This is a genomic window from Acidobacteriota bacterium, assembly GCA_026393675.1.
Taxonomy (GTDB): Bacteria; Acidobacteriota; Vicinamibacteria; order Vicinamibacterales; family JAKQTR01; genus JBAXOX01.
Genome location: JAPKZQ010000030.1, coordinates 60,502 through 83,914 on the forward strand (window position 1 = coordinate 60,502; position 23,413 = coordinate 83,914).

General features: G+C 65.4%; 15 protein-coding genes and 1 tRNA gene. 12 read left to right on the top strand and 4 right to left on the bottom strand.

What is annotated here, in order from left to right; translation table 11 throughout:
- The first annotated feature begins 2 nt into the window (after nt 1-2).
- The 3 genes from NT151_08260 to NT151_08270 all read left to right on the top strand — a co-directional run bounded on the left by NT151_08260 (nt 3) and on the right by NT151_08270 (nt 5,724).
- Nucleotides 3-1,823, top strand: a complete 1,821-nt coding sequence (locus tag NT151_08260; GenBank protein ID MCX6538911.1) for a TRAP transporter large permease subunit — start codon at nt 3-5, stop codon at nt 1,821-1,823.
- A 10-nt stretch (nt 1,824-1,833) separates the two neighbouring features.
- Nucleotides 1,834-4,425 (top strand): beta-propeller fold lactonase family protein, encoded by a 2,592-nt coding sequence (locus NT151_08265; GenBank protein MCX6538912.1) that lies wholly within the window; start codon nt 1,834-1,836, stop codon nt 4,423-4,425.
- Between the two features lie 72 nt (nt 4,426-4,497).
- Nucleotides 4,498-5,724: an HDOD domain-containing protein gene (locus tag NT151_08270; protein ID MCX6538913.1), complete on the top strand. Its 1,227-nt coding sequence runs from the start codon at nt 4,498-4,500 to the stop codon at nt 5,722-5,724.
- Nucleotides 5,725-6,079: 355 nt separating this feature from the next.
- On the opposite strand, the gene NT151_08275 is transcribed toward NT151_08270, so the two are convergent.
- The 3 genes from NT151_08275 to NT151_08285 are packed head-to-tail and all read right to left on the bottom strand — an operon-like array spanning nt 6,080 to nt 10,700.
- Nucleotides 6,080-7,801 carry a glycosyltransferase family 39 protein gene (locus NT151_08275; GenBank protein MCX6538914.1) on the bottom strand — a complete coding sequence of 574 codons (1,722 nt, stop codon included), beginning with the start codon at nt 7,799-7,801 and terminating at the stop codon, nt 6,080-6,082.
- The gene (locus NT151_08280) at nt 7,798-10,122 is read right to left on the bottom strand and encodes a serine/threonine-protein kinase (GenBank protein MCX6538915.1); all 2,325 of its coding nucleotides are present in this window, start codon (nt 10,120-10,122) and stop codon (nt 7,798-7,800) included. The genes NT151_08275 and NT151_08280 overlap by 4 nt, the downstream gene beginning before the upstream one ends.
- Entirely contained in the window at nt 10,119-10,700 is a 582-nt protein-coding gene (locus tag NT151_08285) for an RNA polymerase sigma factor (protein MCX6538916.1), read from the bottom strand. The genes NT151_08280 and NT151_08285 overlap by 4 nt, the downstream gene beginning before the upstream one ends.
- Before the next feature lie 125 nt (nt 10,701-10,825).
- Between NT151_08285 and NT151_08290 the strand changes: the two genes are divergently transcribed.
- From NT151_08290 to NT151_08305, 4 genes are all read left to right on the top strand, one after another.
- Nucleotides 10,826-11,467 carry a hypothetical protein gene (locus tag NT151_08290; protein MCX6538917.1) on the top strand — a complete coding sequence of 214 codons (642 nt, stop codon included), beginning with the start codon at nt 10,826-10,828 and terminating at the stop codon, nt 11,465-11,467.
- An 81-nt stretch (nt 11,468-11,548) separates the two neighbouring features.
- A complete protein-coding gene (locus NT151_08295) occupies nt 11,549-13,252 on the top strand; it encodes a metallopeptidase TldD-related protein (protein ID MCX6538918.1) in 1,704 nt (567 codons plus the stop codon).
- An 11-nt stretch (nt 13,253-13,263) separates the two neighbouring features.
- Nucleotides 13,264-15,024: a metallopeptidase TldD-related protein gene (locus NT151_08300; GenBank protein MCX6538919.1), complete on the top strand. Its 1,761-nt coding sequence runs from the start codon at nt 13,264-13,266 to the stop codon at nt 15,022-15,024.
- 47 nt (nt 15,025-15,071) lie between these two features.
- Nucleotides 15,072-17,798 (top strand): hypothetical protein, encoded by a 2,727-nt coding sequence (locus NT151_08305; protein MCX6538920.1) that lies wholly within the window; start codon nt 15,072-15,074, stop codon nt 17,796-17,798.
- On the opposite strand, the gene NT151_08310 is transcribed toward NT151_08305, so the two are convergent.
- Complete coding sequence (locus NT151_08310; GenBank protein MCX6538921.1) at nt 17,773-18,843, bottom strand: aminotransferase class I/II-fold pyridoxal phosphate-dependent enzyme; 1,071 nt, start codon at nt 18,841-18,843, stop codon at nt 17,773-17,775. The two genes, NT151_08305 and NT151_08310, sit on opposite strands and share 26 nt — an antisense overlap.
- 190 nt (nt 18,844-19,033) lie before the next feature.
- On the opposite strand from NT151_08310, the gene NT151_08315 reads away from it, so the two are divergent.
- From NT151_08315 to clpP, 5 genes are all read left to right on the top strand, one after another.
- Nucleotides 19,034-20,695: a sodium:solute symporter family protein gene (locus NT151_08315; GenBank protein ID MCX6538922.1), complete on the top strand. Its 1,662-nt coding sequence runs from the start codon at nt 19,034-19,036 to the stop codon at nt 20,693-20,695.
- A 200-nt stretch (nt 20,696-20,895) separates the two neighbouring features.
- A complete protein-coding gene (locus tag NT151_08320; GenBank protein ID MCX6538923.1) occupies nt 20,896-21,099 on the top strand; it encodes a hypothetical protein in 204 nt (67 codons plus the stop codon).
- Nucleotides 21,100-21,310: 211 nt separating this feature from the next.
- Nucleotides 21,311-21,397 (top strand) — tRNA-Leu (locus NT151_08325).
- Between the two features lie 81 nt (nt 21,398-21,478).
- On the top strand, nt 21,479-22,768 hold the full coding sequence (tig, locus tag NT151_08330; GenBank protein ID MCX6538924.1) for a trigger factor: 1,290 nt from the start codon (nt 21,479-21,481) through the stop codon (nt 22,766-22,768).
- A gap of 42 nt (nt 22,769-22,810) precedes the next feature.
- Complete coding sequence (clpP, locus tag NT151_08335; protein MCX6538925.1) at nt 22,811-23,398, top strand: ATP-dependent Clp endopeptidase proteolytic subunit ClpP; 588 nt, start codon at nt 22,811-22,813, stop codon at nt 23,396-23,398.
- Nucleotides 23,399-23,413: the final 15 nt, after the last annotated feature.

A 23,413-nucleotide genomic window follows, 5' to 3' on the forward strand; every position in this document is an offset into this window, starting at 1 on the left:
GTATGGTGACCGGCGTCCTCAAGCGAACCGAACAGGGCGTCCTGGTGGCGGCCCTGGGTCTGGCCTGCGTCCTGCCGCTGATTGATATCATCGGCCGGCCACTGGGAGGATTCCACATCATCGGCAAGGACGAGTACGTCTCCCACCTCACGCTGTGGCTGGCGTTTGTGGGCGGCCTGGCCGCCACCACCCAGAACAAGCACCTGACGCTTTCCACCTCGGAGTTCTTCGAGGAGGGACTGGCGCGCAAGCTGTCGCGGTTGTTTGCTTTCTCGGTGGCGGCCGCCGTGGTCGGCATCCTCGCTTTCTCCAGTTGGCAGGTGGTCCAGTCAACCCGCGGGGCGGTAGACAGTGTGCTGCCCATCGGGCTGCCCGCGTGGATGAGCCTGATGGTGATGCCGATCGCGCTCGCGCTGGGCGCGCTGGTGTTCGCGTGGAAGGCGTCAGATCAATGGTGGGGCCGGGCGATTGCGTTCATCGCGATTCCAGCGGCCTTTTCGATCGGCCTGCTGCCGCCAGGGGCGGCCGTCTATGTGTGGCCGCTGGCGCTCGTGATCGTGCTGGCGGCGCTTCTCGGAGCGCCCGTGTTCGTGGCGATGGGCGGGATCGCGCTGGTCTTCTTCTTCCGGGACGGCGTGCCGGTGAACCAGGTGACCTCCCGGGTGTACCAGCTGATCTCGTCGCCGACACTTCCGGCTATCCCTCTTCTGACGGCCGCGGGATACGTTCTCGCTGAGAGCGCGGCCGCCGAACGGCTTGTCCGGTTCTTCCGCGCCATCTTCGGATGGATGCCTGGCGGCGTGGCCGTGATGGTGGCTGTCGTCTGTGCGCTTTTCACGAGCTTCACCGGCGGCTCCGGCGTCACTATCATCGCGCTCGGCGGCCTGGTCTACCCCATCCTTCGAAAGGACGGCTATTCCGAGGGGTTCTCGCTCGGCCTGGTCACTGCCTCGGGCTCTCTTGGCCTGCTGTTTCCGCCGAGCCTCCCCGTCATCCTCTACAGCGTGGTGGCGAGTTCGAGCGAACAGCAGGTGCCCGCCCAAGATCTGTATCTGGCGGGCTTGCTCCCGGGGTTGCTGCTCGTCGTGATCACCGCCGCGTACGGGATTCTGATTGGACGCCGCGTCAGCAAAGAGCGGCAGCGGTTCTCTGTGCGCGAGGTGGCCGCGTCCGGCTGGCACGCGAAGTGGGAACTGGGGCTGCCGGTCGTGATCATCGCGCTCTTCGTGAGCGGCGTTGCGACGATGCTCGAAACGGCGGCGGCGGCACTCTTTTACGCGGTTGTGGTCGAGTGCTTCGTGACGCGCGACATCCACATCTTTAAGGCGCTTCCGGAGGTACTGCTCAAGGCGGCTGGACTGATGGGGGCTGTGCTGATCCTGCTCAGCATCGCGATGGGGCTCACCGGCTACCTGGTGGATGCCCAGATCCCCGACATGCTGCTCGGATGGGTCAAACAGAACATTCACACGCAGGTGGTGTTCCTGCTGGCGCTCAATGTGCTGCTGCTCGTGCTTGGCAGCGTGCTCGAGATCTACTCGGCGATCATCATCCTGGCGCCGATCATCGCACCGATGGGCAAACATTTCGGCGTTGACCCGCTGCACATGGGCGTCATCTTCCTGGCCAACCTGGAACTGGGATTCCTGTTCCCGCCGGTCGGCCTGAACCTGTTCCTGTCGTCCTCACGGTTCAACAAACCGCTGACCAGCCTGTACCGGCATGTGTTGCCGTTCCTCATCATCACCGGCATCGGGGTGCTGCTCATCACGTACACCGACTCGATGTCGCTAGGGGTGCTCAGGTTGCTCGGCAAACGTTAGGATATCCCGCATGCGGTCCCGACACTTTCTCGCGCTCGCCCTCGTATGTGTCGTTCTTGTCGTCTCGGGCGTCGTGTCGGTGGCCCAGAAGGGACCGGCCCCGCCCGTCTGGCCGGGTAACCTCGGCAAGGGCGTGACGCTGCTCCCCAACGGCTGGAAGATCGCGCCGGCGGGAAAACACCTGTCAGTGGGCGACCTTCCGCTCGCCATGGTGGAATCGCCGGACGGCAACTACCTGGTCATCACCAACAACGGGTACGCCAAGCCCACGCTCACGGTTGTCGATCTCAAACACGGCTACGTGAGTTCGAAGACCACGTTGGAGCACGCCTGGCTGGGACTGGCCTGGCATCCGGACAATCGGCGCGTCTTCTCGTCGGCGGCTGGCCAGACAGCGGTCAGCGAACTGTACTGGACGCCCGGCAAGCTCACGCTCGGGTCGCTCTTCGCGCTCGGGCGCGACACCCAGCGCCCGCAGCCCGGGATCAACCGGCCCGAGCCGGTCGAACAGAGTTTCGTGGGCGGCATCGCGATCGCCCCGGATGGTCGCAACCTGTATGCGGTACACGTGCTCGGCGAAGCGCTGACGATGCTCGACCTGAAGGCCGGGCTGGTTCGACGCACCGTTGACGTCGGCGCCGAACCCTATACCTGTGTCATCTCTGCCGATGGTAAGTCCGTGTACGTGTCGGTCTGGGGCGGCGCGAAGGTGCTCGTCTTTGACGCGGCGACGCTCGAAAAGCGCGGTGAGATCGCCGTCGGTGAGCATCCCAACGCGATGGTGTTCTCGAAAGATGGCCAGCGGCTCTTCGTCGCGTGCGCCAACACGAACGCCGTCTGGGTGATCGACGTCGCGTCGAAGACCGTCAAGGAACAGGTATCGGTTGCCCTGTTCCCGGATGCGCCTCCCGGAGCCACGCCCAATGGTCTCGGCTTGTCGCCCGACGGCAATCGCCTGCTCGTCGCCAACGCCGACAACAACGCCGTCGCCGTCATCAACACGAGCGATCCTCAGCGCAGCGCGGTGGAGGGGTTCATCCCGACGGGTTGGTATCCGACCGCCGCCATGTTCAGCAAGGACGGCGCTCGAATCTACATCCTGAGCGGCAAGGGCCTCGCCTCGCTCGCCAATCCGCGCGGCAGCCATCCCGGCGTGCCGGGGTTCGGCGACGGCCAGTACAGCGGCGCCATGCTGCAGGGTTCGTTGTCCATCGTGCCGGTTCCGGATCAGGCGAGGCTTCAGGCCATGACGAAGAGCGTCTACAGCTTGACGCCATTCACCAGTGCATCGATCCTGGCTCCCACGTCCGCCCCGGCCGCGTCACCAATTCCGAAAAGAGTCGGCGATGCCTCTCCCATCAAGCATGTCTTCTACATCATCCGGGAGAACCGCACCTACGACCAGATCCTGGGAGACCTCGAGCGCGGCAACGGCGACCCGAACCTCGCGCTTTTCGGCGAAGACGTGACCCCCAACGCCCACGCGCTGGCACGCGAGTTCGTCGTACTCGACAACTTCTACGTGGATGCGCAGGTCAGCTACGACGGGCATGCCTTTTCGACCGGCGCCTATGCCACCGACTTCGTCAACAAGATCTGGCCGACCAACTACGGCGGCCGCGGCGCACGGTACCTGAGCGAAGGCGGCGGCAAGATGCGCAACGCCTTTGGCAACGTGACGGCACCGCTCAACGGCTACATCTGGGATGCCGTCAAGCGCAAGGGACTGAGCGTTCGAAGCTACGGGGAGTTCGTTGAACGCGGCGCCGAACCGGAACTGGAGCACGACACCGGAAAAGGCAACGTGACGGCCACCGTGCCCGGACTCAAGGGACTGGTTCATCCGAACTACCCGCCCTACGACCTGAGCATCCCGGACAACAAGCGCGTGGACATCTGGATCGAGGAATTCACGCGGTTCGACAAGAGCGGCACGCTGCCCAGCCTCAGCATCATCCGATTGGGCAATGATCACACGGCCGGCACCCGCACGGGCTACCCGACCCCCCGCGCCATGGTCGCGGAAAACGACGTGGCCCTTGGCCGGATCGTCGACGCGATCACCAACAGCTCGTCCTGGAAGGACTCGGCCATCTTTGTGCTCGAGGACGATGCGCAGGCCGGGCCCGATCACGTCGATATGCACCGGTCCATCGCGCTCGTCATCAGCCCGTTCACCAGGCGGATGGTCGTCGACAGCACGCTCTACACGACGTCGGGGATGCTGCGCACCATCGAGCTCATCCTCGGCGCGCCTCCGATGAGCAACTACGACGCGGCCGCCACGCCGATGTACAACGCGTTTCAGACGATGCCCGTCCTGACGCCGTACAAAGCGAGGCCGGCGCGCATCGACATCCAGGAAAAGAACGCCGTCAATGCGTGGGGGGCGGCGGCGTCGGCGCGGATGTATCTGGCGGAAGCCGACCTGGCCCCTGAACAGGAACTGAACGAGATCATCTGGCGGTCCGTCAAGGGCCCCACCAGTGTGATGCCTCCTCCGGTTCGTGCGGCCTTCATCCGCGCCCTGCCAGCGGCGGCGGGGAACGATACTGATGACGACGATCGGCCGGCGCCGCCAAAGGGCCGACAGGATCGGTAGCGGGTCTTCGGCTCGCACCCAAGCAACTCGACCGGGCTCGACACGACTGGACGGGACGGGGGGACGACACGCGTGGTTAGGTTTATCGCCCGGCAACCCATCTTCGACAGGAAGCTCGGCGTCGTCGCGTACGAACTCCTCTTCCGTTCGGACCTTGACAACTACTGCAAGGGCATCGATGCCGATGCGATGAGTTCGTCGGTCATCAACGACAGTATGCTGCTCTTCGACATCGATCAACTGACGGATGGGCGGGGCGCTTTCATCAACGTGGGTCGTAAGGCGCTGCTTCAGGGATACGCTTCGCTGTTGCCCGCGCGCCTGGTCACCGTGGAGATTCTCGAAACCGTTGAGCCGGACGACGCCGTCATCGACGCATGCCAGAAGCTGAAGAAGGATGGCTATCGGATCGCTCTTGACGATTTTGTCGACCGGCCGGAGATGGATCGACTTGTCGCTCTGGCTGATTGCCTGAAAATCGATGTCCTGACGACCCCGCCAGCCAACCTGAAGGGGCTTGTCGCGCGCAGACGCCGGCCCGGCCTTCGGCTGCTGGCCGAAAAGGTCGAGACGCACGAGGTGTTCCGGCAGACAGCGGCGCTGGGATTCGAACTGTTCCAGGGGTTCTTCTTCGAGAAACCGGTTGTCTTGTCCAGGAAGGATGTGCCCGGGTTCAAGCTGAACTACCTGCGGTTACTGAAAGAGATGAACGATGGGTCGTTCAATCTCGACCGGATTGAACACATCACCAAACAGGACGTCTCGATTTCGTACAAACTCCTCCGCTACATCAACTCCGCCGGATTCGGCTTGCGGAACAGGGTCTCGTCGATCCGCGAGGCTCTGTTCCTGCTGGGAGAGGACAACATCCGGAAGCTGGTGACGTTGTGGGCCCTGGCCGGACTTGGCCAGGAGGGACCGTCCGAACTTATCGTCACGTCAGTGACTCGGGCACGGCTCTGCGAAGCGCTGGCGCCTGCGACTGAGGGCGACGCACGCAGGTCGGAGGCCTATCTGCTTGGCGTGTTCTCGCTCATTGATGTGGTGGTCGGTCAGCCGATGTCGACGGTGGTTGGCCAGTTACCCATTTCCGATGATGTCCGCGCCGGGCTGGTCGAGCACTCGGGGCGTCTGCGGCCTATTCTGGACTGCGTCGAGGCGTACGAACGGGGAGACTGGGCAGGGTTTTCCGCGCGCGCCCAGGAACTCGGCATCGACGAGGCTGCGTTCCCGGATCTGTACAACGCGGCACTGGCAGGCACCTCTGAGTTGATTGGCCAACCGCGGCCAAGGGCATAGCCTGAAGACTGAATTCGGAGCACGGGCAGGCGGGTCCGTACAAAAAAGTAGCCCACCGTCTGATTCCCCAACGCTGACGGGCCCCCATCCGTCAACGTCAAAGCCCAGGCGGTGGGCTGGCGACTTATTATTACGCAATCGGAATGCCAGCGGCCAGAACCTCCCAAGCCGTGTTTTCTGGCCTGATTCAGAGCGCCCGTCCCACTGACCCTCTACCGGCCGTGCGGAATTCCGGCGACCGTCGGATCGACTGCCGAACAACCGACAGTTCGTTCTGTAATCACTCCCGGAGTGTTTGTGCCGGCGCAACCACTCCGGGAGTGATTATCGGGGCACGGCGCCGCCCGCGCCGTGCCTACTGACGTGCGCGGTTGGTCACCACCACCAGATTCGGCAGTGGTCCCCGGTCGAAGAAATCCCGGAGTTGTGCGTCGAAACGCGGCGAGGCGGCCAGGACAGACGTGGGCACGCCGATCAACGTCTTGATCGGCTCGTATTCTTCTTGCCGCATCACACAGTACGCAACGGAGGGGCTCTTGAAAAACGTGGATACCTCCGACACGTCGAACATCTGGTCGACGTGCCGCCGAAGGTAGAACGTCAGGCTGGGCGTGGCCACGCGGTAGGTGCCAACGCGGGCGCCAGGCACTGCAGCCTGTTGGATGGCGCGCGCCAAGTGCGGCACGGGCTTGTAGCGTTCGAAATCGGGCAGCGCCCACAGGACCAGCACCCAGTGGCAGATGACCAGCGCCGCGCCGATCGCGGCGCACGCGGTCGCGGCGGACCGCCTGGCCAGAGCGACCAGCGCCACCGCCGACCCGACGCACAGCACGACGCCCGTGGCTGTGGCCCCAGCGAGGTGGATGCGATCTTCAGCGCCGCCGACGAACCACACGATGGCGCTTCCCAACACCAGCAGCACGACGGCGACCACACCCAGGCTCCACGTTGCAGCCGCGGTCAGTCGCGGAGACAGCGCCTTCCTGAACAATCCGTCCAGCACGCCGCCGACAAGCGGCGCGGCCGCGACGACGCACGGCAGGATGTACAGATCCTGCTGCGCCTTCGAGAGCGAGAAGAACACGACGATGAGGATGATCCAGAGGCCCAGCAGCAGACGAACCGTCTCCTGCGAAATCGGATCGTTCACCCCGCCGTCGCCGTGATGTTCGGGGCGCCCGCGCCATAGGCGACGCCACGGCACGACTGCGAGGCCGACCGGCAGCAGGAGCGACCACGGGAAGTACAGATCGGCAAACAGGACCGGCAGATAGAACAGCGGCCCGCGGCTCGGGGCCCCGATCCCCTCGGCGTACCGTGCCAGATTCTCGCGCATCAGAAACGTCGAGATGGCGTCCCAGCCATGCTGCCCGCAGAGCAACGCGTAGTACGGCACGACGATCGCCGAGACCACGACGGCGCCGGCCGGCAGCATCATGCGCGTGATGCTCATGAGTCGCCGGGAGGCGACCAGGTAAACCAGGAACACCAATGCAGGCAGGACAATGGCGACGGGACCCTTCGTGATCACGCCGAGACCGGTCGCCACGTACATCGCGAACAGCCACCGGCGCCGACGCTGCGGCTGCGTCTCGGCCAACACGAAGAATAGCAGCGTCAGCCCCAGGAACATGGCCGCATAGACGTCGATGATGATGCGCCTGGAGAACAGCAGGAACCGCGGCGTCGCCGCCAGCGTCAGCGCGGCGAGCAAGCCAGCGCTGGTCGAACACGCCATCCGACCCAGCACGAACACCGTCGCGAGGATGACGAGGGCGCCCACGACGACCGGAAGCCGCGCGGAGGCCAGCGACACCCCGAAGATCTTGTAGGAGGCGGCGACGGCCCAGTACGAGAGCGGCGGCTTGTTGAGGCGCGGCTCGTAGTTGAACGTGGGATTGACGTAGTCGCCCGCTTCCATCATCTCGCGAGGCGTCTCGGTGTAGAACGCCTCGTTGGCATCGATGATGGACGTCGCGCCGAGATTCAGGAAGTACGGCAGCAGAGCCGCCACGAAGAGCAGAATCAGCGCTACGCGCCGCGAACCCATGGCGTCATCGTACCACCTTCGCGTCACGCTCCTGGCCTGTGCTGACGGCGCTCGCGCGCGTCCAGGCCGAAGCCCGCCACCAGCACCACCAGGCCGACGACCACCAGCATCATGGCCCACGCGGGCTTATCAAACCACTTGTAGTGATCGGCAATCATCCAGAAGGCGACGCCGCTGTTGACGAGTCCCGCGTAGTAGAAGCTCTTGCGCTGCCGCCGGTGGCTGACGAGCGCAATCACGAGCGCCAGACCGAGGTACGACCAGTCGAACACCCGCGAGTACTCCGCGGTCTCATTCAGATAGGCCAGCGGCTCGAGGATGGCAAACGGCGACAGCGTGAACAGGAGCCAGGCGGCCGTTTTCATGGGTTCGGTGCCGCGGGCGTCAGCGGCCGAGGCGCACGTATAGAACAACACGCCGTTGAGCGACATCCCGGCCAGCGTATCGAGCAGGAGCGGGTCGCTCACGCGCCCGGACTGGAACCGCTGCAGCGAGAGGCCTCCAAGGTAACTGACAAGCTTGCCATCGAGCGCCAGCAGTTCCATGACGATCACGAGCGACAGGCCCGCTCCCGTATAGAGCGGCCCGCTGAACCAGGCTCTGCCGCTTCGCTCGAGTCCAAACCCGAACAGCGCGTAGATCGGCACGAGCGGCAGCAGGTGCAGCGCGAGGCGGTCCCACTGGCTCTTCTCGATCCACACACGCAAGCCGAAATCCCCCAGCACGGACAGTACAAACAGCAGCGCAAGCAGGGTGAACACCGTGCTCAGCGCGATCGTGCGCGTCCGCAGCGCCAGCCAGGCCGACCACGCCCACGCCACCAGCACGGTGACCTGCAACTGCAGGTTCGACACGCCCGAACTGAACAGCTGGCCCGGCGTGCCGTCCGGCACAACCCAGAGTTTCGTTTCGTGGAACAGGATGAGCAGGAACAGCGGCAGCAGGCTGACGCCGCCAAGGTAGAACGCCACCGACACGGCCTTGTGGTCGCGGCGCGCCAGCACGTGCGCGGCGACGTTGAGGCCGATAAACGGCAGGCCAAGCACGACGAACGGTTCGGCCACGCCCGTGACGGCTTCGTAGAACCGATGCGCGCCGAAGTAGAACAGGCTGCCGCACATCAACGTGAACGCCCCGAGGTAGAGGGCGATCTGCGAGTAGGACAGCGAGCGGCTTTCGCCAATCCAATCGTCCTCGCGCCGGTCGAGGTGCCGGTATGCCGTTCTCAGGGTCGCCGCCTCGTGCGCGTAGATCAGTTTCAGACGGAGCCAATCTTCAATCTGCTGCAGGTGCGGCCGCACGCGCGTCGCCAGCACCGACACGTACTGGCTCGGACGCGCGAACACGGGCCGGCCTTCCAGGTAACGCCCCAGATCGAGCGCCATCTCGTGGGCCGAGGGATAGCGGTCCCTGGGATCATGCTCGAGCGCTTTGAGCGCAATTGCCTGTAACGGTTCCGGCGCGGACGGTTCGATCTCGACCGGCAAGCGTGGTGTTCCGGCGCGCACGGCCGCGAGCAACTCCGCCTCGTCGCGCCCCTCGAATGGCGGAAGCCCGCAGAGCAGTTCGTACAGCACGGCCCCAAGCGCATACACGTCGGTGCGTCGGTCGATCGCCATCGACGGGTCGAGTTGCTCGGGCGCCAGGTACCGGGGCGTGCCGCGAAAGTGCCCGCGTGCCGGGTCGCCGGCGCTGAGGCCAAAGTCCAGGATTCTCGGCCGCAACTGCGCATCGAGCATGATGTTGGCGGGCTTGAGGTCGCGATGCTGCAGCCCGAGCGTGTGGGCGTTGTGAATGGCCTCGCAGACCTCCTTGAGGATGCGGGCCCGCTGCGGGTACTCGAGCGACGGCCCGATCTTGCCCAGCTCGAAGCCATCCACGTACTCCATGATCAGCACCGGCGGCGTCGAGTCGGGCCTGAACTCGTAGATCTGGACGATGCGCCGATCCTGGAACAGTGCGAGCGTGCGAGCCTCCTTCAGAAAATCGTTGAGGCTCACCGCCCGGTGACGATCGGTTCGCACGACCTTGGCGGCCACCATGCGGTCGAGTCTGAGGTCGTGGAGTTTGTAGACCTCACCCATGCCGCCGGCGGCGATGCGCTCAATGGTCCTGAAGCCCTCGAAGGCGGGCAGGGCGGTCTCCTGCAGCGCGTCGAGCGCGTCGACCGCGTCTCCCGCCTGTTCGAGTGTGCTGCAGACCTTCAGGTACTCCTCGATAAGGATGGCGAGCGGCGCGGCCAGTTCGGGCCGGTCGGCGCACACGACGGCCGGGTCGAGTGTCCTGCCGTCGGCCACGTGATGCGCGACCCAACGCTCAAAACGAGCCTCGAGATCCGGGTCGGTCATGCCAGCTCCCGCAGCTTCAGGGTGAGCGCCACCATCGCGCGAGCCAGCAGCATCCGGCAGGCGTCCTCGGTTCGTCCCATGCGCGCGGCGATTTCCTTGAAGCTGAGTTCCTCGAGTTTCCTCAGGACGACGACCTCGCGATAATCCGCGTCGAGCGCTTCCAGCGCGGCTTCCAGGCGCGTGGCCTCTTCGCCAATGGCCACCTGGCTGAACGCAGACCGCACGCGGGTCGCCATGACCTCATGGATCTGGTCGAGCGGAATCGACGCGGCGATGTCGCGGCGCTGCCGGTGCTGGAAATCGGCCTGATCGCGAATCTCGTTCTCGGCGATGCGCGCGAGCCAGGCCATCAGGGTTGCGCCATCACCGCCGGCAAACTGGTCCAGTCGCTCGAACGACCTGAGGAGCGTGGACTGCAGGATGTCGCGCGACTCCATCCGGCTCCGCAAATCACGGCCCATCCGGATCCGGATGACGGCGAGTAACCGGCCGGACACCCGCTGGTAGAGGCGACCGAGCGCTTCGGCCGAACCGGCCTTGGCGGCCATCAACAGCGCGGTGCTCTCCTCCCTTGTCATGGCGGGCACCACACTACCACCGGGATGCACGGGCGGGAAAGTCGAATCCGTGGGATTGGGCAGGGTGCGTTCGGTTCACCCTGCGGCTGCCGTCTTCAATGATAGGGAGGAGAAAGGACACAACCATGAGACACAAGACACTCGCACTGCTGCTCGTCGCGGTCGTTCCGCTGGTCGCCTGCCTCCAGAAGGACACGAGCACCACGATCTACATCCGGAACGACGGGACGATTGAGTGGGCCGTGCTCGACCAGAACGTCCGCTCCGACGAAGACGACTCCGGCAAGCGCTTCAACGAGGAGCAGGCCTACATTGACGCCATCCTGGGTGGAACCGACAGCCTCACCATGGGCTTCCGCACGCTCGGCGGGACGAACATCCGGTCGGTGGTTCTCCGGGACCGCGCGCCGTTCGCCACGCTGCGGTCAGCCGACTTCGAGCACCTCAACCAGGTGTGGGAGCGCGCGTTGAAGTCGTGCCAGGTCCCGCACCGCCTCGAGTTGAAGACCGACGGCCTCGTCACCACCTGGACGATGGCGATCCGGGTCGACCCGGAGCCGGAGTCGTCCTCCGGCTGCGACGCCGACGCGGTCGGGGCGGTGTGGTCGACAGACCACCTGCGCGTCATGCTCGAGTCGGGCAAGTTTTTGTCGGCCGCGGGTTTTAAGATCCTCTCGGCCGACAGCGTCGAAAGCGAGGAGGTCGCCGACGATACCATCAAGAAGAACGACGGCGTGCTGGTGTTCTCGCTGACATGGAAGAAGTGAAGGCGTGTAGAATATTGCGTCTCACGCGCAGTGCCCGGCCGCCCCCACCGCGCACGCACGGTCTCGACAGGAGGACTCGGCATGAAGGCACTCCGGCAGGCGACACTCGTCTGTAGCATCGTCCTGGGCGTCAGCACCTTGAACGCCCCTGCGCCGCACGCGGCTGCGGCCAACCCGCTGCTGGCCATCCTGCAGTCGGAGTTGGCGCGCAATTTCGACATCCTGAAGAAAGAGCCGGTGCCACCGTACTTCATCAGCTACTCGGTCACCGATACCCGCTCCACGACGATCAGCGCGGCGTTCGGCGCGATCGAACAGAGCTCCGAGAACCGGTTCCGGCGGCTGACCGCCGATGTGCGGGTTGGCAGCTACGAGCTCGACAGCACGCACCAGGTGCGTGGCGGAATGAGCGGCGGCCCGCGCTACTCACTGGTCTCGCTGCCCCTGACCGACGATGAGCTGCCCATCCGGGCTGTCGTCTGGCGGACGACCGACAGCCGCTACAAGCCGGCGGTCGAAGCGTTGTCCCGCGTGAAGACCAACATCGCCACCAAGGTGAAGGAAGAGTCGCCCTCAGCGGACTTGTCGAAGGAGCCGCCCCAGACATTCATCGGCCAGCCCGCCGCCTACACGATCGACGTGAAGGAATGGGAAGGCCGGCTCCGCCGCATCACGGCGCCGTTTGCCGAGGACCCGCTGATCTTCATGGCGGATGCCGGCCTCAGCGCCGAGGCGCGGACGACCTACTTCGTCAGCACCGAAGGCAGCCAGCTGCTCCAAGGCACGACGACGTGGCGGCTCTACATCCAGAGCCTGACGAAGGCCGCCGACGGGATGGAGCTGCCGCTCTACGTCTCGTACCAGGCCACATCGCAGGCCGGGTTGCCGAGCGAGGCCCAGATGCTGGCGGACGTGCGGACGCTGATGAAGCAGTCCGCCGCGCTGCGCGCGGCACCGGTGGTCGAGCCGTTCTCCGGACCGGCCATCTTGTCGGGACGATCGGCGGCCGTGTTCTTCCACGAGATCTTCGGCCACCGCGTCGAAGGGTCGCGGCAGAAAAACGTCGACGACTCGCAGACGTTCACCAAGAAGATCGGCCAGCAGATCCTGCCAGCCTTCATAAGCGTCACGTTCGACCCGACGCTGCGGAAGGCCGCGGGCCAGGACCTCGCCGGCTACTACGCCTACGATGACGAGGGTGTCACGGCGCAGCGCGTGACGGTGGTCGACAAGGGCGTCCTGAAGACCTTCCTCATGAGTCGCACGCCGCTCGCCGGCTTCCCGCAGTCGAACGGCCACGGGCGGGCCCAGACGGGGTACGCCCCTGCGTCGCGCCAGTCCAACCTGATTGTCGAGTCCACCATGTCCATGCCCCACGACGCGTTGATGGCCAGGCTCAAGCAGGAGATCAAGGCGCAAGGCAAGCCGTTCGGGCTGCTGTTCGACAACATCGAGGGCGGTTTCACGTTCACGTCGCGGACGCTCCCGAATGCGTTCACCGTGCTGCCGACGCTGGTCTACCGGATCTACCCGGACAACCGGACGCCGGAGCTCGTCCGCGGCGTCGACATGATCGGCACGCCGCTCTCCGCGTTCGCGAAAATCGTCGCCACCAGCGACAAGCCCGAGGTGTTCAACGGCATGTGCGGCGCCGAGAGCGGAAGCGTGCCGGTGGCGGCTGTCTCGCCGGCGCTGCTCGTCAGCGAGGTGGAAGTCCAGAAGAAGACGCAGTCGCAGGAGATGCTGCCGATTCTCCCTGCGCCCGAGCGGAAGAAGCAGAACTGAGGGAGACCGCCATGAAGAGATCTGTGACGACAGCGATCCTGATCGGCGCCTGCTTCTGCGTGGCCCCGGCGCCTCAGGCCCGGCAGGCCCAGCAGTCCCCGATCGTGCAGGCGATGCAGGAGGAGATGACGCGGGCGATGAACGGCCTCCGGCTGCCGAACGAGCCGCCGCCCTACTACGTCGCGTACCTGATCACCGAGTCCGCCAGCGAGGCCATCACCGCGACGCTTGGCAGCCTGATCAGCGAGTACTCGTCCCGCAGCCGCACGCTGAGGGTCGAGGTCCGCGTCGGCGACTACAACCTGGACAGCTCGCGGTTTCAGGCGCTCAGCCGCGACCCGGGCATGTTGTCCATGTACGGCCAGTTCGCCCTCGCACTCCCGCTCGACGACGATTACGCGGTGATGCGCCGGGAGATGTGGCTCGCCACCGATGGCGCGTACAAACGCGCGGTCCAGACGCTGGCGAAGAAGAAGGCCGCGGCGCAGACCCTCGCGGCCGAGCCCAATCCGATCCCGGATTTCTCCCGCGAGACGCCCGCCCAGACGTTCCTTCCTGCCTCGCCGCTGTCGCCGAAGCTGCGGGGTTGGCTCGAGGACGTGAAGAGGATTTCCAGCGTGTTCCTCAAGCACCCGGACATCGACTCGTCCAACGTGTCGATCGGCCAGTCACAGGGCATGCGCTACTTCCTGAACAGCGAGGGGTTCAAGGTTGTCGAGCCGATCCGCTCGGCTTCTTTCCAGGTGGGCGCCGGGACGCAGGCGATCGACGGGATGGCTCTGCGCGACTACATCGAGCACAGCGGCCGCACCGTGGACGACCTTCCCTCCGCCGCCGACCTGCTGGCGCGCACTGAAGCCCTGGCGTCGTCACTGACCGCGCTGCGCCTGACGAAGGTCGGCGACGAGTTCACGGGGCCGGTGCTGGTCGAAGGCCAAGCCTCGCCGGCGCTGATGAGCACCACGCTGGTGCCGCTCTTCCTGAGCCAGCGCGCGCCGGAAATGGAGTCGACCGGCGGCCCCCCGCCGCGATTCCCCACGCCGCCGTTCCTCAACCGGATCGGTTCGCGCGTCCTGCCGGAGTCGTTCTCGGTCAACGACACGCCGTCGGTCAAGAAGTTTGGCGACGCGGTCGTCATCGGTTCATACGCCGTCGACGATGACGGCGTCCCCGCGCAGGACGTCGCGCTCGTCAAGGACGGCCGCCTGCTGACGCTGCTCACCGGCCGCACGCCGCAGAAAGACCTCCTGCGCTCGAACGGGCACGGCCGGACGGGCAACTCGCAGGCTGGCGTGTTCCAGATGGAAAGCAGCAAGGCGGTGCCTGCCAGCGAGCTGAAGCCCAGGTACCTCGAGCTGCTGAAGCAGCAAAGCCGGCCATTCGGCTACATCGTGCGGACGGTGAGCAGGTCGGGCGTGATGCCGAGCTTCGGGCGCGGCGGCGCGGGGGGCGCACAGCTCGGGCCACAGATCCTGAGCGTGGTAAAGGTGCTGCCCGATGGCACCGAGCAGGCCGTCCGGGGGCTCGTGTTCGCGAACGTGCAATACACGACGTTCAAGAACATCCTGGAAGCTTCGCGCGAGCGGACGCTCTACTCGACGACGGCTGTCGCCTCGTCGAACGGCATCCCCACACTGCCAGGTGGCACGTCAATGATGGCCGCCATGATCTCCCTGATCGTGCCGAGCGTGATCTTCGAGGAGGTTGAGATCCAGGCCGAGAAGGGCCCGGCGCCGAAGCCGCCGATTGTGCCATCGCCGCTCAAGAAGTAGACTGCCGGAATCTCCTCCGGACGTGCCGCCCCCGACTGGAACGCGACATGACGCACCGATACGCCCGACAGACGTTGCTTTTCGCCGTCCTGGCCTCCATCCTGTTGCCCACACTGGGTACACTGCGCGCGCAGAGCCAGGTACCGGCGCCCGCTGCTCCACCGGCCGCCGCGTCGCCGGCGACGATTCGCCGCTTCGCCCGCGCGGCCAATCCCATCACGCTCGCCGGCGTGGCCCGTCCCGAGCGCTACATGGAAGCGTCGGGCCGCAAGGCCGCGCTCCTCGGGCGCGAAGATGGCAGCTTCGAGGCATGGGTGTACCCGCTCAAGGTGCTGCACGATTTCCGGCTGTCGTTCGGCGTGCCCGAGTACGCCGATCCCATCCCGGGCGCAAGCCTCGCGAGCTCGGTGGACATTCGTCCCGAAGCGTCGACCATCCGTTACGCGCACGGGGCCTTCACCGTGGATGCGACGTGGCTCGTGCCCCTCAATGAGCAGGGCGCGCTCGTGCTGCTCGACGTCCGAACGTCGGAACCTCTCAATCTCGTCGTCAAGTTCCGCGTTGACCTCAAGCCCATGTGGCCGGCGGCACTCGGTGGACAGTACAGCTACTGGGACAACACGCTGAAGGCGTATGTCGCCGGCGAGGGCAGCGGGAAGAATGCCGCGCTCATCGGATCGCCGTTTGGTGTCGAGCCGCCTGAGCAGCCCGCGCACAACCTGCCGGACGCGCCGACGCAGTTCACCATCGCGATTACTCCCGAGACGGCTGCCAAGGGTCTGGTGCCGATTGTGATCGCGGCGAGCCCCGAGGGGTTGGACGCGGCAAAGGCGACGTATCAGAAACTGCTCACGGCCGCCGCCCCGCTCTACGCGGAAGCCGAGCAGCACTACCGCCGGGTTCGGGACGAGCTCACGAGCATCAACACGCCTGACAATCGGCTCGACCTCGCGTTTGAATGGGGGAAAGTCGCGCTCGATAAGGGCTTCGTCTGCAATCCACACCTCGGGTGCGGGCTGATTGCCGGCCTGGGCCCCTCAGGCACCAGTGAGCGGCCCGGCTTCGGGTGGTTTTTTGGCGGCGATGCGTTCATCAACTCGTGGGCCATGACCGCCTACGGCGACTTCTCGACCGTGAAGCAGGCGCTCGAGTTTCTCCGAAAACGCCAGCGGGCGGACGGCAAGATGATGCACGAATTGTCGCAAGGCGCCGGTTACATCAAGTGGTTCGAGGACTATCCGTACGGCTACTACCACGCCGACACGACCCCGCTCTACATCACGGCGGTGCGCGATTATGTGCGCGCGAGTGGTGATGTCGCGCTGGCCAAGAGCTTCTGGCCGTCCATCAAGCTGGCGTACGACTACTGTGTGTCGACCGATGAAAATGGCGACGGCCTGATGGACAACACGAAAGCCGGGCTTGCGGCGGTTGAGACGGGAGCGCTTCGTCGCGGCGACGTGCTGACCGACGTCTTCCTCGGCGCGGCGTGGACCGAGGCGGCCGACGCGGCAGCGGAACTCGCGCGGGTGGCTGGCGATCCGTTGGCCGGCAAGGCCCGCGACGCCGCCATCAAGGCGCGTGGGTCGTTGAACCAGCGTTTCCTTGACGATCAGGGGCGCCGCATCTACTTCGCCTACCTGAAGGACGGCAAGGGTCAGGCCGAGCCAACCGCGTGGCCAGGCTTCGGGCTGTGGCGCGGCGTGTTCGACGTCACGCGACCGGCGGTCGACGGCGCACTCGACGAACTGGCGGGCGCCGGCGTCGGCACCGACTGGGGGGCTCGGATGCTGTCGATCGACAGCGCGCTCTACGGTCCACTGAGCCACAACAACGGCGCCGTATGGCCGTTTCTAAGCGGGTTCGCGGCGCTCGCGTTGTACACGAATAACCGGCCGGATGCGGCATGGGGATATCTGGACGGCACGGCGGACCTCACGTTTCTCGAGTCGCGCGGGTACATGGCCGAACTCTTCTCTGGTGACCGCCTGCGATCGATTGACGCTGCGGTGCCCCATCAGCTGTTTGCCACGACCGGATTCGTCTCGACGCTGCTGCGCGGGCTGGTGGGTCTTGAAGCACTCCCAGCCGAGACGCGTGACGGAAAAGCGGTCGGGGAACGGCTCTTGCTCGCGCCGCAGCTTCCCCCGGGCTGGGGCTATCTCCGCCTGCGAAACGTCCGCTGGCACGACATCACGGCCGACATCGCGATTACGCGTGACGAATCCGGATACGCCATGTCGGTGGTCCCGAAGGGCGGTGCGCTGCCGCTGGAGCTCCATTTCGTGCTGGAGCCGGGGGCCGAGATCATGATGCGCGATGCCGGGGGCAAGCCCTTCACGACGACTGGCGACGTCTCCCGGGGCGCGCGCGCCTCCACCGTGCGGCTCGCGACCGGACCGACCACGTACTCGGTGAAGTTCCTGCCCGGCGTTCAGGTGGTCCCGATTCACACGCCGTTGCAGCTTGGCGACGAGTCGTCACGGCTGCGGGTGATCGATGCACGGCTGGTTGGCAAGGTCTATACGCTGCGCGTGGAAGGCCGGCGTGGACGCAGCTACCAGGTGCGGCTGTCTGCCCCGTTTGCCATCGAGCGCATCAACGGCGCCGTCGTGGATCGGTGGCAGGGCGCCACGAATCCGAACCTCGCGTCGGCGCGAATCCTCCAGGTGGACATGCCCGCGCCGGACCCTGCGGCGGTCGGGGCCAAAAGCAGCCGGAGTGACTGGGCCACGCGGGACATCGTCATCACGCTCGGAGCGCGCCTGAAGTAGGTGCGAAAAGGGCGCGGGAGATCGCGTCGAGGCCTCGCTCGAGGGCGTCACGCTTGATGCCAAACGCCACCCGGAAGTGAGCGGGAGCGTCGAAGAACCGGCCTGGCACGACGGCCGTGTCGAACTCCTGCAGCAATCGCTCGGCAAGCCTGTCGGCCGACTCTCCACTCCGCAGGCGCGGGAAGGCCACCGTTCCGCCGGATGGCTTCACCCACTCCAGCGCCGGCTGGCTGGCCATGAACGACTCGACCAACGCCAGGTGTGGCGCGAGAATCGCGCGCGACCGCTCCGCCAGTTCCGGCAGGTGCTCGAATGCGACGACCGAGGCCCGATCGATCAGCACCGAGCCCGACCCATCGACCAGATCCCGGGCGCGGCGAATCTCCTCGGCCACGCGCGGCGATGCCAGCGCCCACCCGCACCGAAACGCCGCCAGGCCGTAGACCTTCGTGAGGCTGCTCGTCGAGATGAATAAGGGCCCACGCGCCGCCGCGGGCGGGCACGGCTGGCCGAGGATCGAGTCGAGGTAGATCTCGTCCACCAGCACGTGGACGCCGTGGCGATCGGCGATGGCGCCAAGCTCACGCATCTCATCCTCGCCGATGGCCACGCACGTGGGATTGTGCAGGTTCGTGACGATGATGAGCCGTGTGCGCGGTGTGAGTGCCGCGGCCACCCGGTCGGGGTCGAGACAAAATCCGTCCTCGAAACGGCGCTCGAAGCGCACGATGTTGGCACCGAGCATCCTGGGCGCCGCAAAGAGCGGGTCGTACCCCGGCTGCTCCACGAGCACGTCGTCGCCCGGGCGCACCAGCGCCGCGCAGGCGAGAAAATTGGCGCCAGAGGTACCGGTCGCCGTCGCCACTCCATCGGCGCCGACACCGTAACGGGCCGCAATCAACTCGACCAGCGGCGGGTAGCCGTTGTCGTTGCGCCCGGCCAGCTCGAGTGCCGCGCGCGCGCCGGGCAGATCGTCGAGCGCGAGCGCAATCACGTCGCTGCGCGCCAGATCGTTGGCCGGATGCGGCCGGCGTTTGGCCCACATCAGATACTCCGCGCGGGGCAGCGGCCGGGATGGCAGTTTGGAAGTTGGGGATTGAGGATTGGCTGAATTCACGGCGACTCCAATCCGGGTGAGCTTACCGCAACACCGCCGGTGACGTCTTCCCTTACTTCTTACTTCTTACTTCTTACTTCTTGCTTCTTGTCTTCTGCTTCTGAATAATCTCCTCAATATGCAACTCCACGGCATCGACTACGCCATCATCGGTCTGTACTTCGTCTTCGTGCTCGGCATCGGCGCCGCGCTCAAGCGTTTCATGAAGACGAGCCTCGACTTCTTTGAGTCGGGCCGGAGCCTGGCCGCGTGGATCACGGGCCTCGCGTTCATTTCCGCCAATCTCGGCGCGCAGGAAGTCATCGGCATGGCTGCCAGCGGGGCCAAATACGGGATCATGACGAGCCACTTCTACTGGGTGGGCGCCATCCCCGCGATGATCTTCGTGGGCGTGTTCATGATGCCGTTCTACTACGGCAGCCGGGCCCACTCGGTGCCCGAGTATCTGCGCCTGCGATTTGACGAGAAGACCCGCGGGCTCAACGCCATCTCGTTTGCCGTCATGACGCTGTTCTCATCCGGCATCTCGATGTACGTGATGGGCCGGTTGTTCCAGCTGCTGCTCGGCTGGGACATCAACGTCAGCATCGTCGTGTCGGCCGTGGTGGTGCTTGTGTACATCCTGCTCGGCGGATTGACGAGTTCGATCTACAACGAGGTCCTCCAGTTCTTCCTCATCGTGTTCGGCTTCCTGCCACTCGTGTTTGTGGGCATCGTGAACGCCGGCGGCTGGACCGGCCTGCAGGCCCGACTTTCAACCGTCGCCACCGACGCGGGCTACGCGGCCGGTGCCTGGACGCAATCGTGGCAGCACATGGGAAGCCCGGCGGCCAACCCGATGGGCGTCGAATGGTTTGGCATGGCAATGGGGCTCGGGTTCGTGCTGTCGTTCGGGTACTGGTGTACGGATTTCCTGGTGATCCAGCGCGCGATGGCCGCCAAGTCGATGAACGCCGCGCGCCGCACGCCGCTGCTGGCCGCCATTCCGAAGATGTTCTTCCCGTTTCTGGTGATCCTGCCCGGAATGATCGCCATCGCGATCCTGCCGAAGTCCGCATTCGTGTTCAACGGCGCGACCGATTACAACATGGCGATGCCGCTGATGCTGCAGAAGTTCTACCCGCCGGGCCTGCTGGGTCTGGGCCTGACGGCGCTGGTGGCGAGCTTCATGTCGGGCATGGCTGGCAACGTCACCGCGTTCAACACCGTGTGGACGTACGACATCTACAAGCCGTATCTGCGCAACCACGACACGGATGCGCACTACATGTGGATGGGACGGATGGCCACCGTGTTCGGGACGCTGGCGAGCGTGGCCACGGCCTACGTCGCGATGCAGTTCGGGAACATCATGGACCTGCTGCAACTGGTGTTCTCATTCATCAACGCGCCGCTCTTCGCCACGTTCCTGCTCGGGATGTTCTGGGCGCGCGCCACGGCCAACGGCGCGTTCTGGGGACTCATCTCGGGAATGTCGGCGGCCGCGGTGCACTATGGGCTGACTGGGGTGGGCGCGGCAGCGCTCTCGAAGCTCCATGCGTACCCGAGTGACATGGCGCAGAACTTCTGGGGCGCCATCTGGGCGTGGTCGACGTGTTTTGTCGTCACGATCCTCATCAGCCTCGCGACCACGCCGCGCCAGTCGGAGGAGCTCAAGGGGCTCGTGTACTCCCTGACGCCGAGGATTCGCGACGGCGAACAGGCATGGTACAAGCGGCCGGCGGTTCTGGCGGTCGTGGTCGGTGTGTTGACGATTCTGCTCAACATCTACTTCTGGTAGATATCTCGGGATTCGGGATTCGGGATTCGGGATTCGGGGTTCGAGAGTCGGGTGGGCGGTGTGACGGGCGTTTTCCTGGGAGCGCCGGGCTCCCCTTCGAGTTCCCTCAGGGCTGGCAGCCCGGCCACGCTGGAGCGTGGCGATCCCGGGGAGCCTGTCTGGGGGCTTCGGCGTGGCAAGCGGTATTGGGGGCGGAGACGATGCAACTGGATTTGCGACTACCCATCGGATTGATGTTCGGTGCGCTTGGCCTGCTGCTGGCCGGTTATGGCCTGTTGAGCGATCCGGCCGTGTATCAGGTGTCGCTCGGCATTAACGTTAACGTGTGGACCGGGCTCGGCATGCTGGCTTTCGCCGCGTTCATGCTCGGCGGCGTCTGGCTGAGTGCCCGCAAGGGCACGTAGACGGCCTACCGTCGGTCCGCTGCCCTGGACCGGCCCCGCTGGAGAATGCCTCTGGAGTGCCGATTTGGTAAGACGGAGGTGTAATTTCTGGCGAGGGCAGCGAAGGCGGCTGGTTTGACCCCCCGGAAAACCGCGTGCTACGCTCTGGTTTACGGAGGTCTCGGGAGAGGGCAACGTCGGATTCGCCTCCTGGGACGTCGCAGCCGTTCTTGCGAAAGTGGCGGAACTGGCAGACGCACTGGACTTAGGATCCAGTAGCCGAAAGGCTGTGGGGGTTCAAATCCCCCCTTTCGCACCAAGCCCGTTCCAGGATGATCGCCCCGTTGCGGCCCGGCCGGCCGCTGTTCCTGTCACTGTCCGACACCGATACATTGAGACGATGAAGACCGAGTTTGTCGAGGTCACCGAGACACAGAAGCGTCTTGTCATGGAGATCCCAAGCGACGTGGTGGATGGCGAGATCGCGCGGGTCACCGCTGCGCTGGGCCGCCGCGCGAAGATCCCCGGATTCCGCCCGGGTAGGGTGCCCACCCACATCGTGTGGCAGCGGTTCAAGGACGACATCCTGCACGATGTGGCCCAAACGCTGGTGCCGACTGCTCTCGGCCAGGCCCTGCGCGAACGCGATCTGGAACCGGTGGCGACGCCCGATGTCACCGACGTTGTCGTCAATGCGGGGCAGCCGCTGAGTTTCACGGCGAATTTCGAGACGGTGCCGGCATTCGATCCGGGCGAGTACCGCGGGATCGCGTTGAGGAAGAAGCCGGCGGTCATTGAAGATGCGGCGGTCGACGAGGCTCTCGAGCGGCTGCGTCAGCGTGCAGCCCGATTCGAGCCGATTGAAGGCCGTCCCCTGGCTCTGCACGACTGGGCCACCGTCGACCTGGTTCGCCAGGTACCGGCTGGCGCCTCGGGCAAACCGGGCCACGAGAAGCACGATAACGTCACCATCGAGCTCGGCGCGTCGGCCAACCCGCCCGGATTTGACGACGAGTTGACGGGGCTCGAGATCGGCGCCGGGAAGACGTTCACCATCCACTACCCCGCCGATTTCGCAGCGACGGAACTGGCGGGCACCGAGGTGGAGTACACCGTCACGCTCAAGAGCATCAAGCAGCGGGTCGTGCCGGCGCTCGATGACGACTTCGCGAAGGATCTGGGCAGCTTCGAGACGCTGGCCGAACTGCGGGAACGCGTGCGTCACGACCTGCAGCATGAGGCCGACCACGAGTCGGACCAGGAGGTCCGCAGCGCTCTGCTCAGTGATCTGGCCAAGCGGGTGTCCTTCGACGTGCCAGCCGCGCTCGTCGACCAGGAACTGGACCGGCGCGTCGAAGAATTCGCGCGGCGACTGGTGGAACAGAAAATCGATCCGAACAAGGCCGGCATCGACTGGCAGGAATTCCGGAACGGCCAGCGCGAGTCGGCGGTCGATGCGGTCAAGGCCACCATCGCCCTTGACGAGGTCGCCCGGCACGAGTCGGTCACGGTCAGCGACGAGGATCTCGATCAGGAAGTGCAGCGCTACGCCGAGCGCAGCGCCCGGTCAGCGGCGTCGGTGCGGGCGCATCTGGACAAAGACGCCGGGCTCGGACGGCTGCGGAGCGGGATGCGCCGCGAGAAGACGGTCGAATTCCTGCTGGCCAACGCCAGCATCACGACGGGATAGCACGAGGCACTGACGATGAATCGCACTCCAGGAGACGCGCGCATGCAGCTGGTGCCGATGGTCGTGGAACAGACGAACCGCGGCGAGCGGGCCTACGACATTTTCTCGCGGCTGCTGAAGGACAACATCATCTTCATCGGCACGCCGATCGACGACCAGATCGCGAACCTGACGATCGCTCAGATGCTGTTTCTGGAGGCCGAGGATCCCGAAAAGGACATCCTGCTCTACATCAACAGTCCGGGCGGCTCCATCACGGCGGGCCTGGCGATCTACGACACGATGCAGTTCATCCGCCCCGACGTCCAGACGTACTGCCTCGGGCAGGCGGCGTCGATGGCGGCGGTCCTGCTGGCGGGCGGCACGAAGGGCAAGCGGTTCTCGCTGCCGAACTCGCGCATCGTGATCCACCAGCCGCTCATGCAGGGGCTGGCCGGGCAGGCGACCGACATCGACATCGCGGCGCGGGAACTGCTGCGGATGCGGGAGAACCTGAACACGATTCTGGTGCACCACACCGGGCAGCCGATGGAGCGCATCCAGCAGGACACCGAGCGCGACTACATCCTGCGGGCGGACCAGGCGAAGGAATACGGTATCATTGACGACGTCATCCGGAAACGTACCTGAGGCAGACGTGCGGGC

Excerpts from the sequence above, each read along its gene's own strand:
- tig (MCX6538924.1), top strand. The coding sequence starts at position 21,479 with ATGAAGACCGAGTTTGTCGAGGTCACCGAGACACAGAAGCGTCTTGTC.
- clpP (MCX6538925.1), top strand. The coding sequence starts at position 22,811 with ATGCAGCTGGTGCCGATGGTCGTGGAACAGACGAACCGCGGCGAGCGG.
- NT151_08320 (MCX6538923.1), top strand. The coding sequence starts at position 20,896 with ATGCAACTGGATTTGCGACTACCCATCGGATTGATGTTCGGTGCGCTT.
- NT151_08300 (MCX6538919.1), top strand. The coding sequence starts at position 13,264 with ATGAAGAGATCTGTGACGACAGCGATCCTGATCGGCGCCTGCTTCTGC.
- NT151_08290 (MCX6538917.1), top strand. The coding sequence starts at position 10,826 with ATGAGACACAAGACACTCGCACTGCTGCTCGTCGCGGTCGTTCCGCTG.
- NT151_08295 (MCX6538918.1), top strand. The coding sequence starts at position 11,549 with ATGAAGGCACTCCGGCAGGCGACACTCGTCTGTAGCATCGTCCTGGGC.
- NT151_08265 (MCX6538912.1), top strand. The coding sequence starts at position 1,834 with ATGCGGTCCCGACACTTTCTCGCGCTCGCCCTCGTATGTGTCGTTCTT.
- NT151_08280 (MCX6538915.1), bottom strand. The coding sequence starts at position 10,122 with ATGACCGACCCGGATCTCGAGGCTCGTTTTGAGCGTTGGGTCGCGCAT.
- NT151_08310 (MCX6538921.1), bottom strand. The coding sequence starts at position 18,843 with ATGTGGGCCAAACGCCGGCCGCATCCGGCCAACGATCTGGCGCGCAGC.
- NT151_08260 (MCX6538911.1), top strand. The coding sequence starts at position 3 with ATGGTGACCGGCGTCCTCAAGCGAACCGAACAGGGCGTCCTGGTGGCG.
- NT151_08305 (MCX6538920.1), top strand. The coding sequence starts at position 15,072 with ATGACGCACCGATACGCCCGACAGACGTTGCTTTTCGCCGTCCTGGCC.
- NT151_08285 (MCX6538916.1), bottom strand. The coding sequence starts at position 10,700 with ATGACAAGGGAGGAGAGCACCGCGCTGTTGATGGCCGCCAAGGCCGGT.
- NT151_08315 (MCX6538922.1), top strand. The coding sequence starts at position 19,034 with ATGCAACTCCACGGCATCGACTACGCCATCATCGGTCTGTACTTCGTC.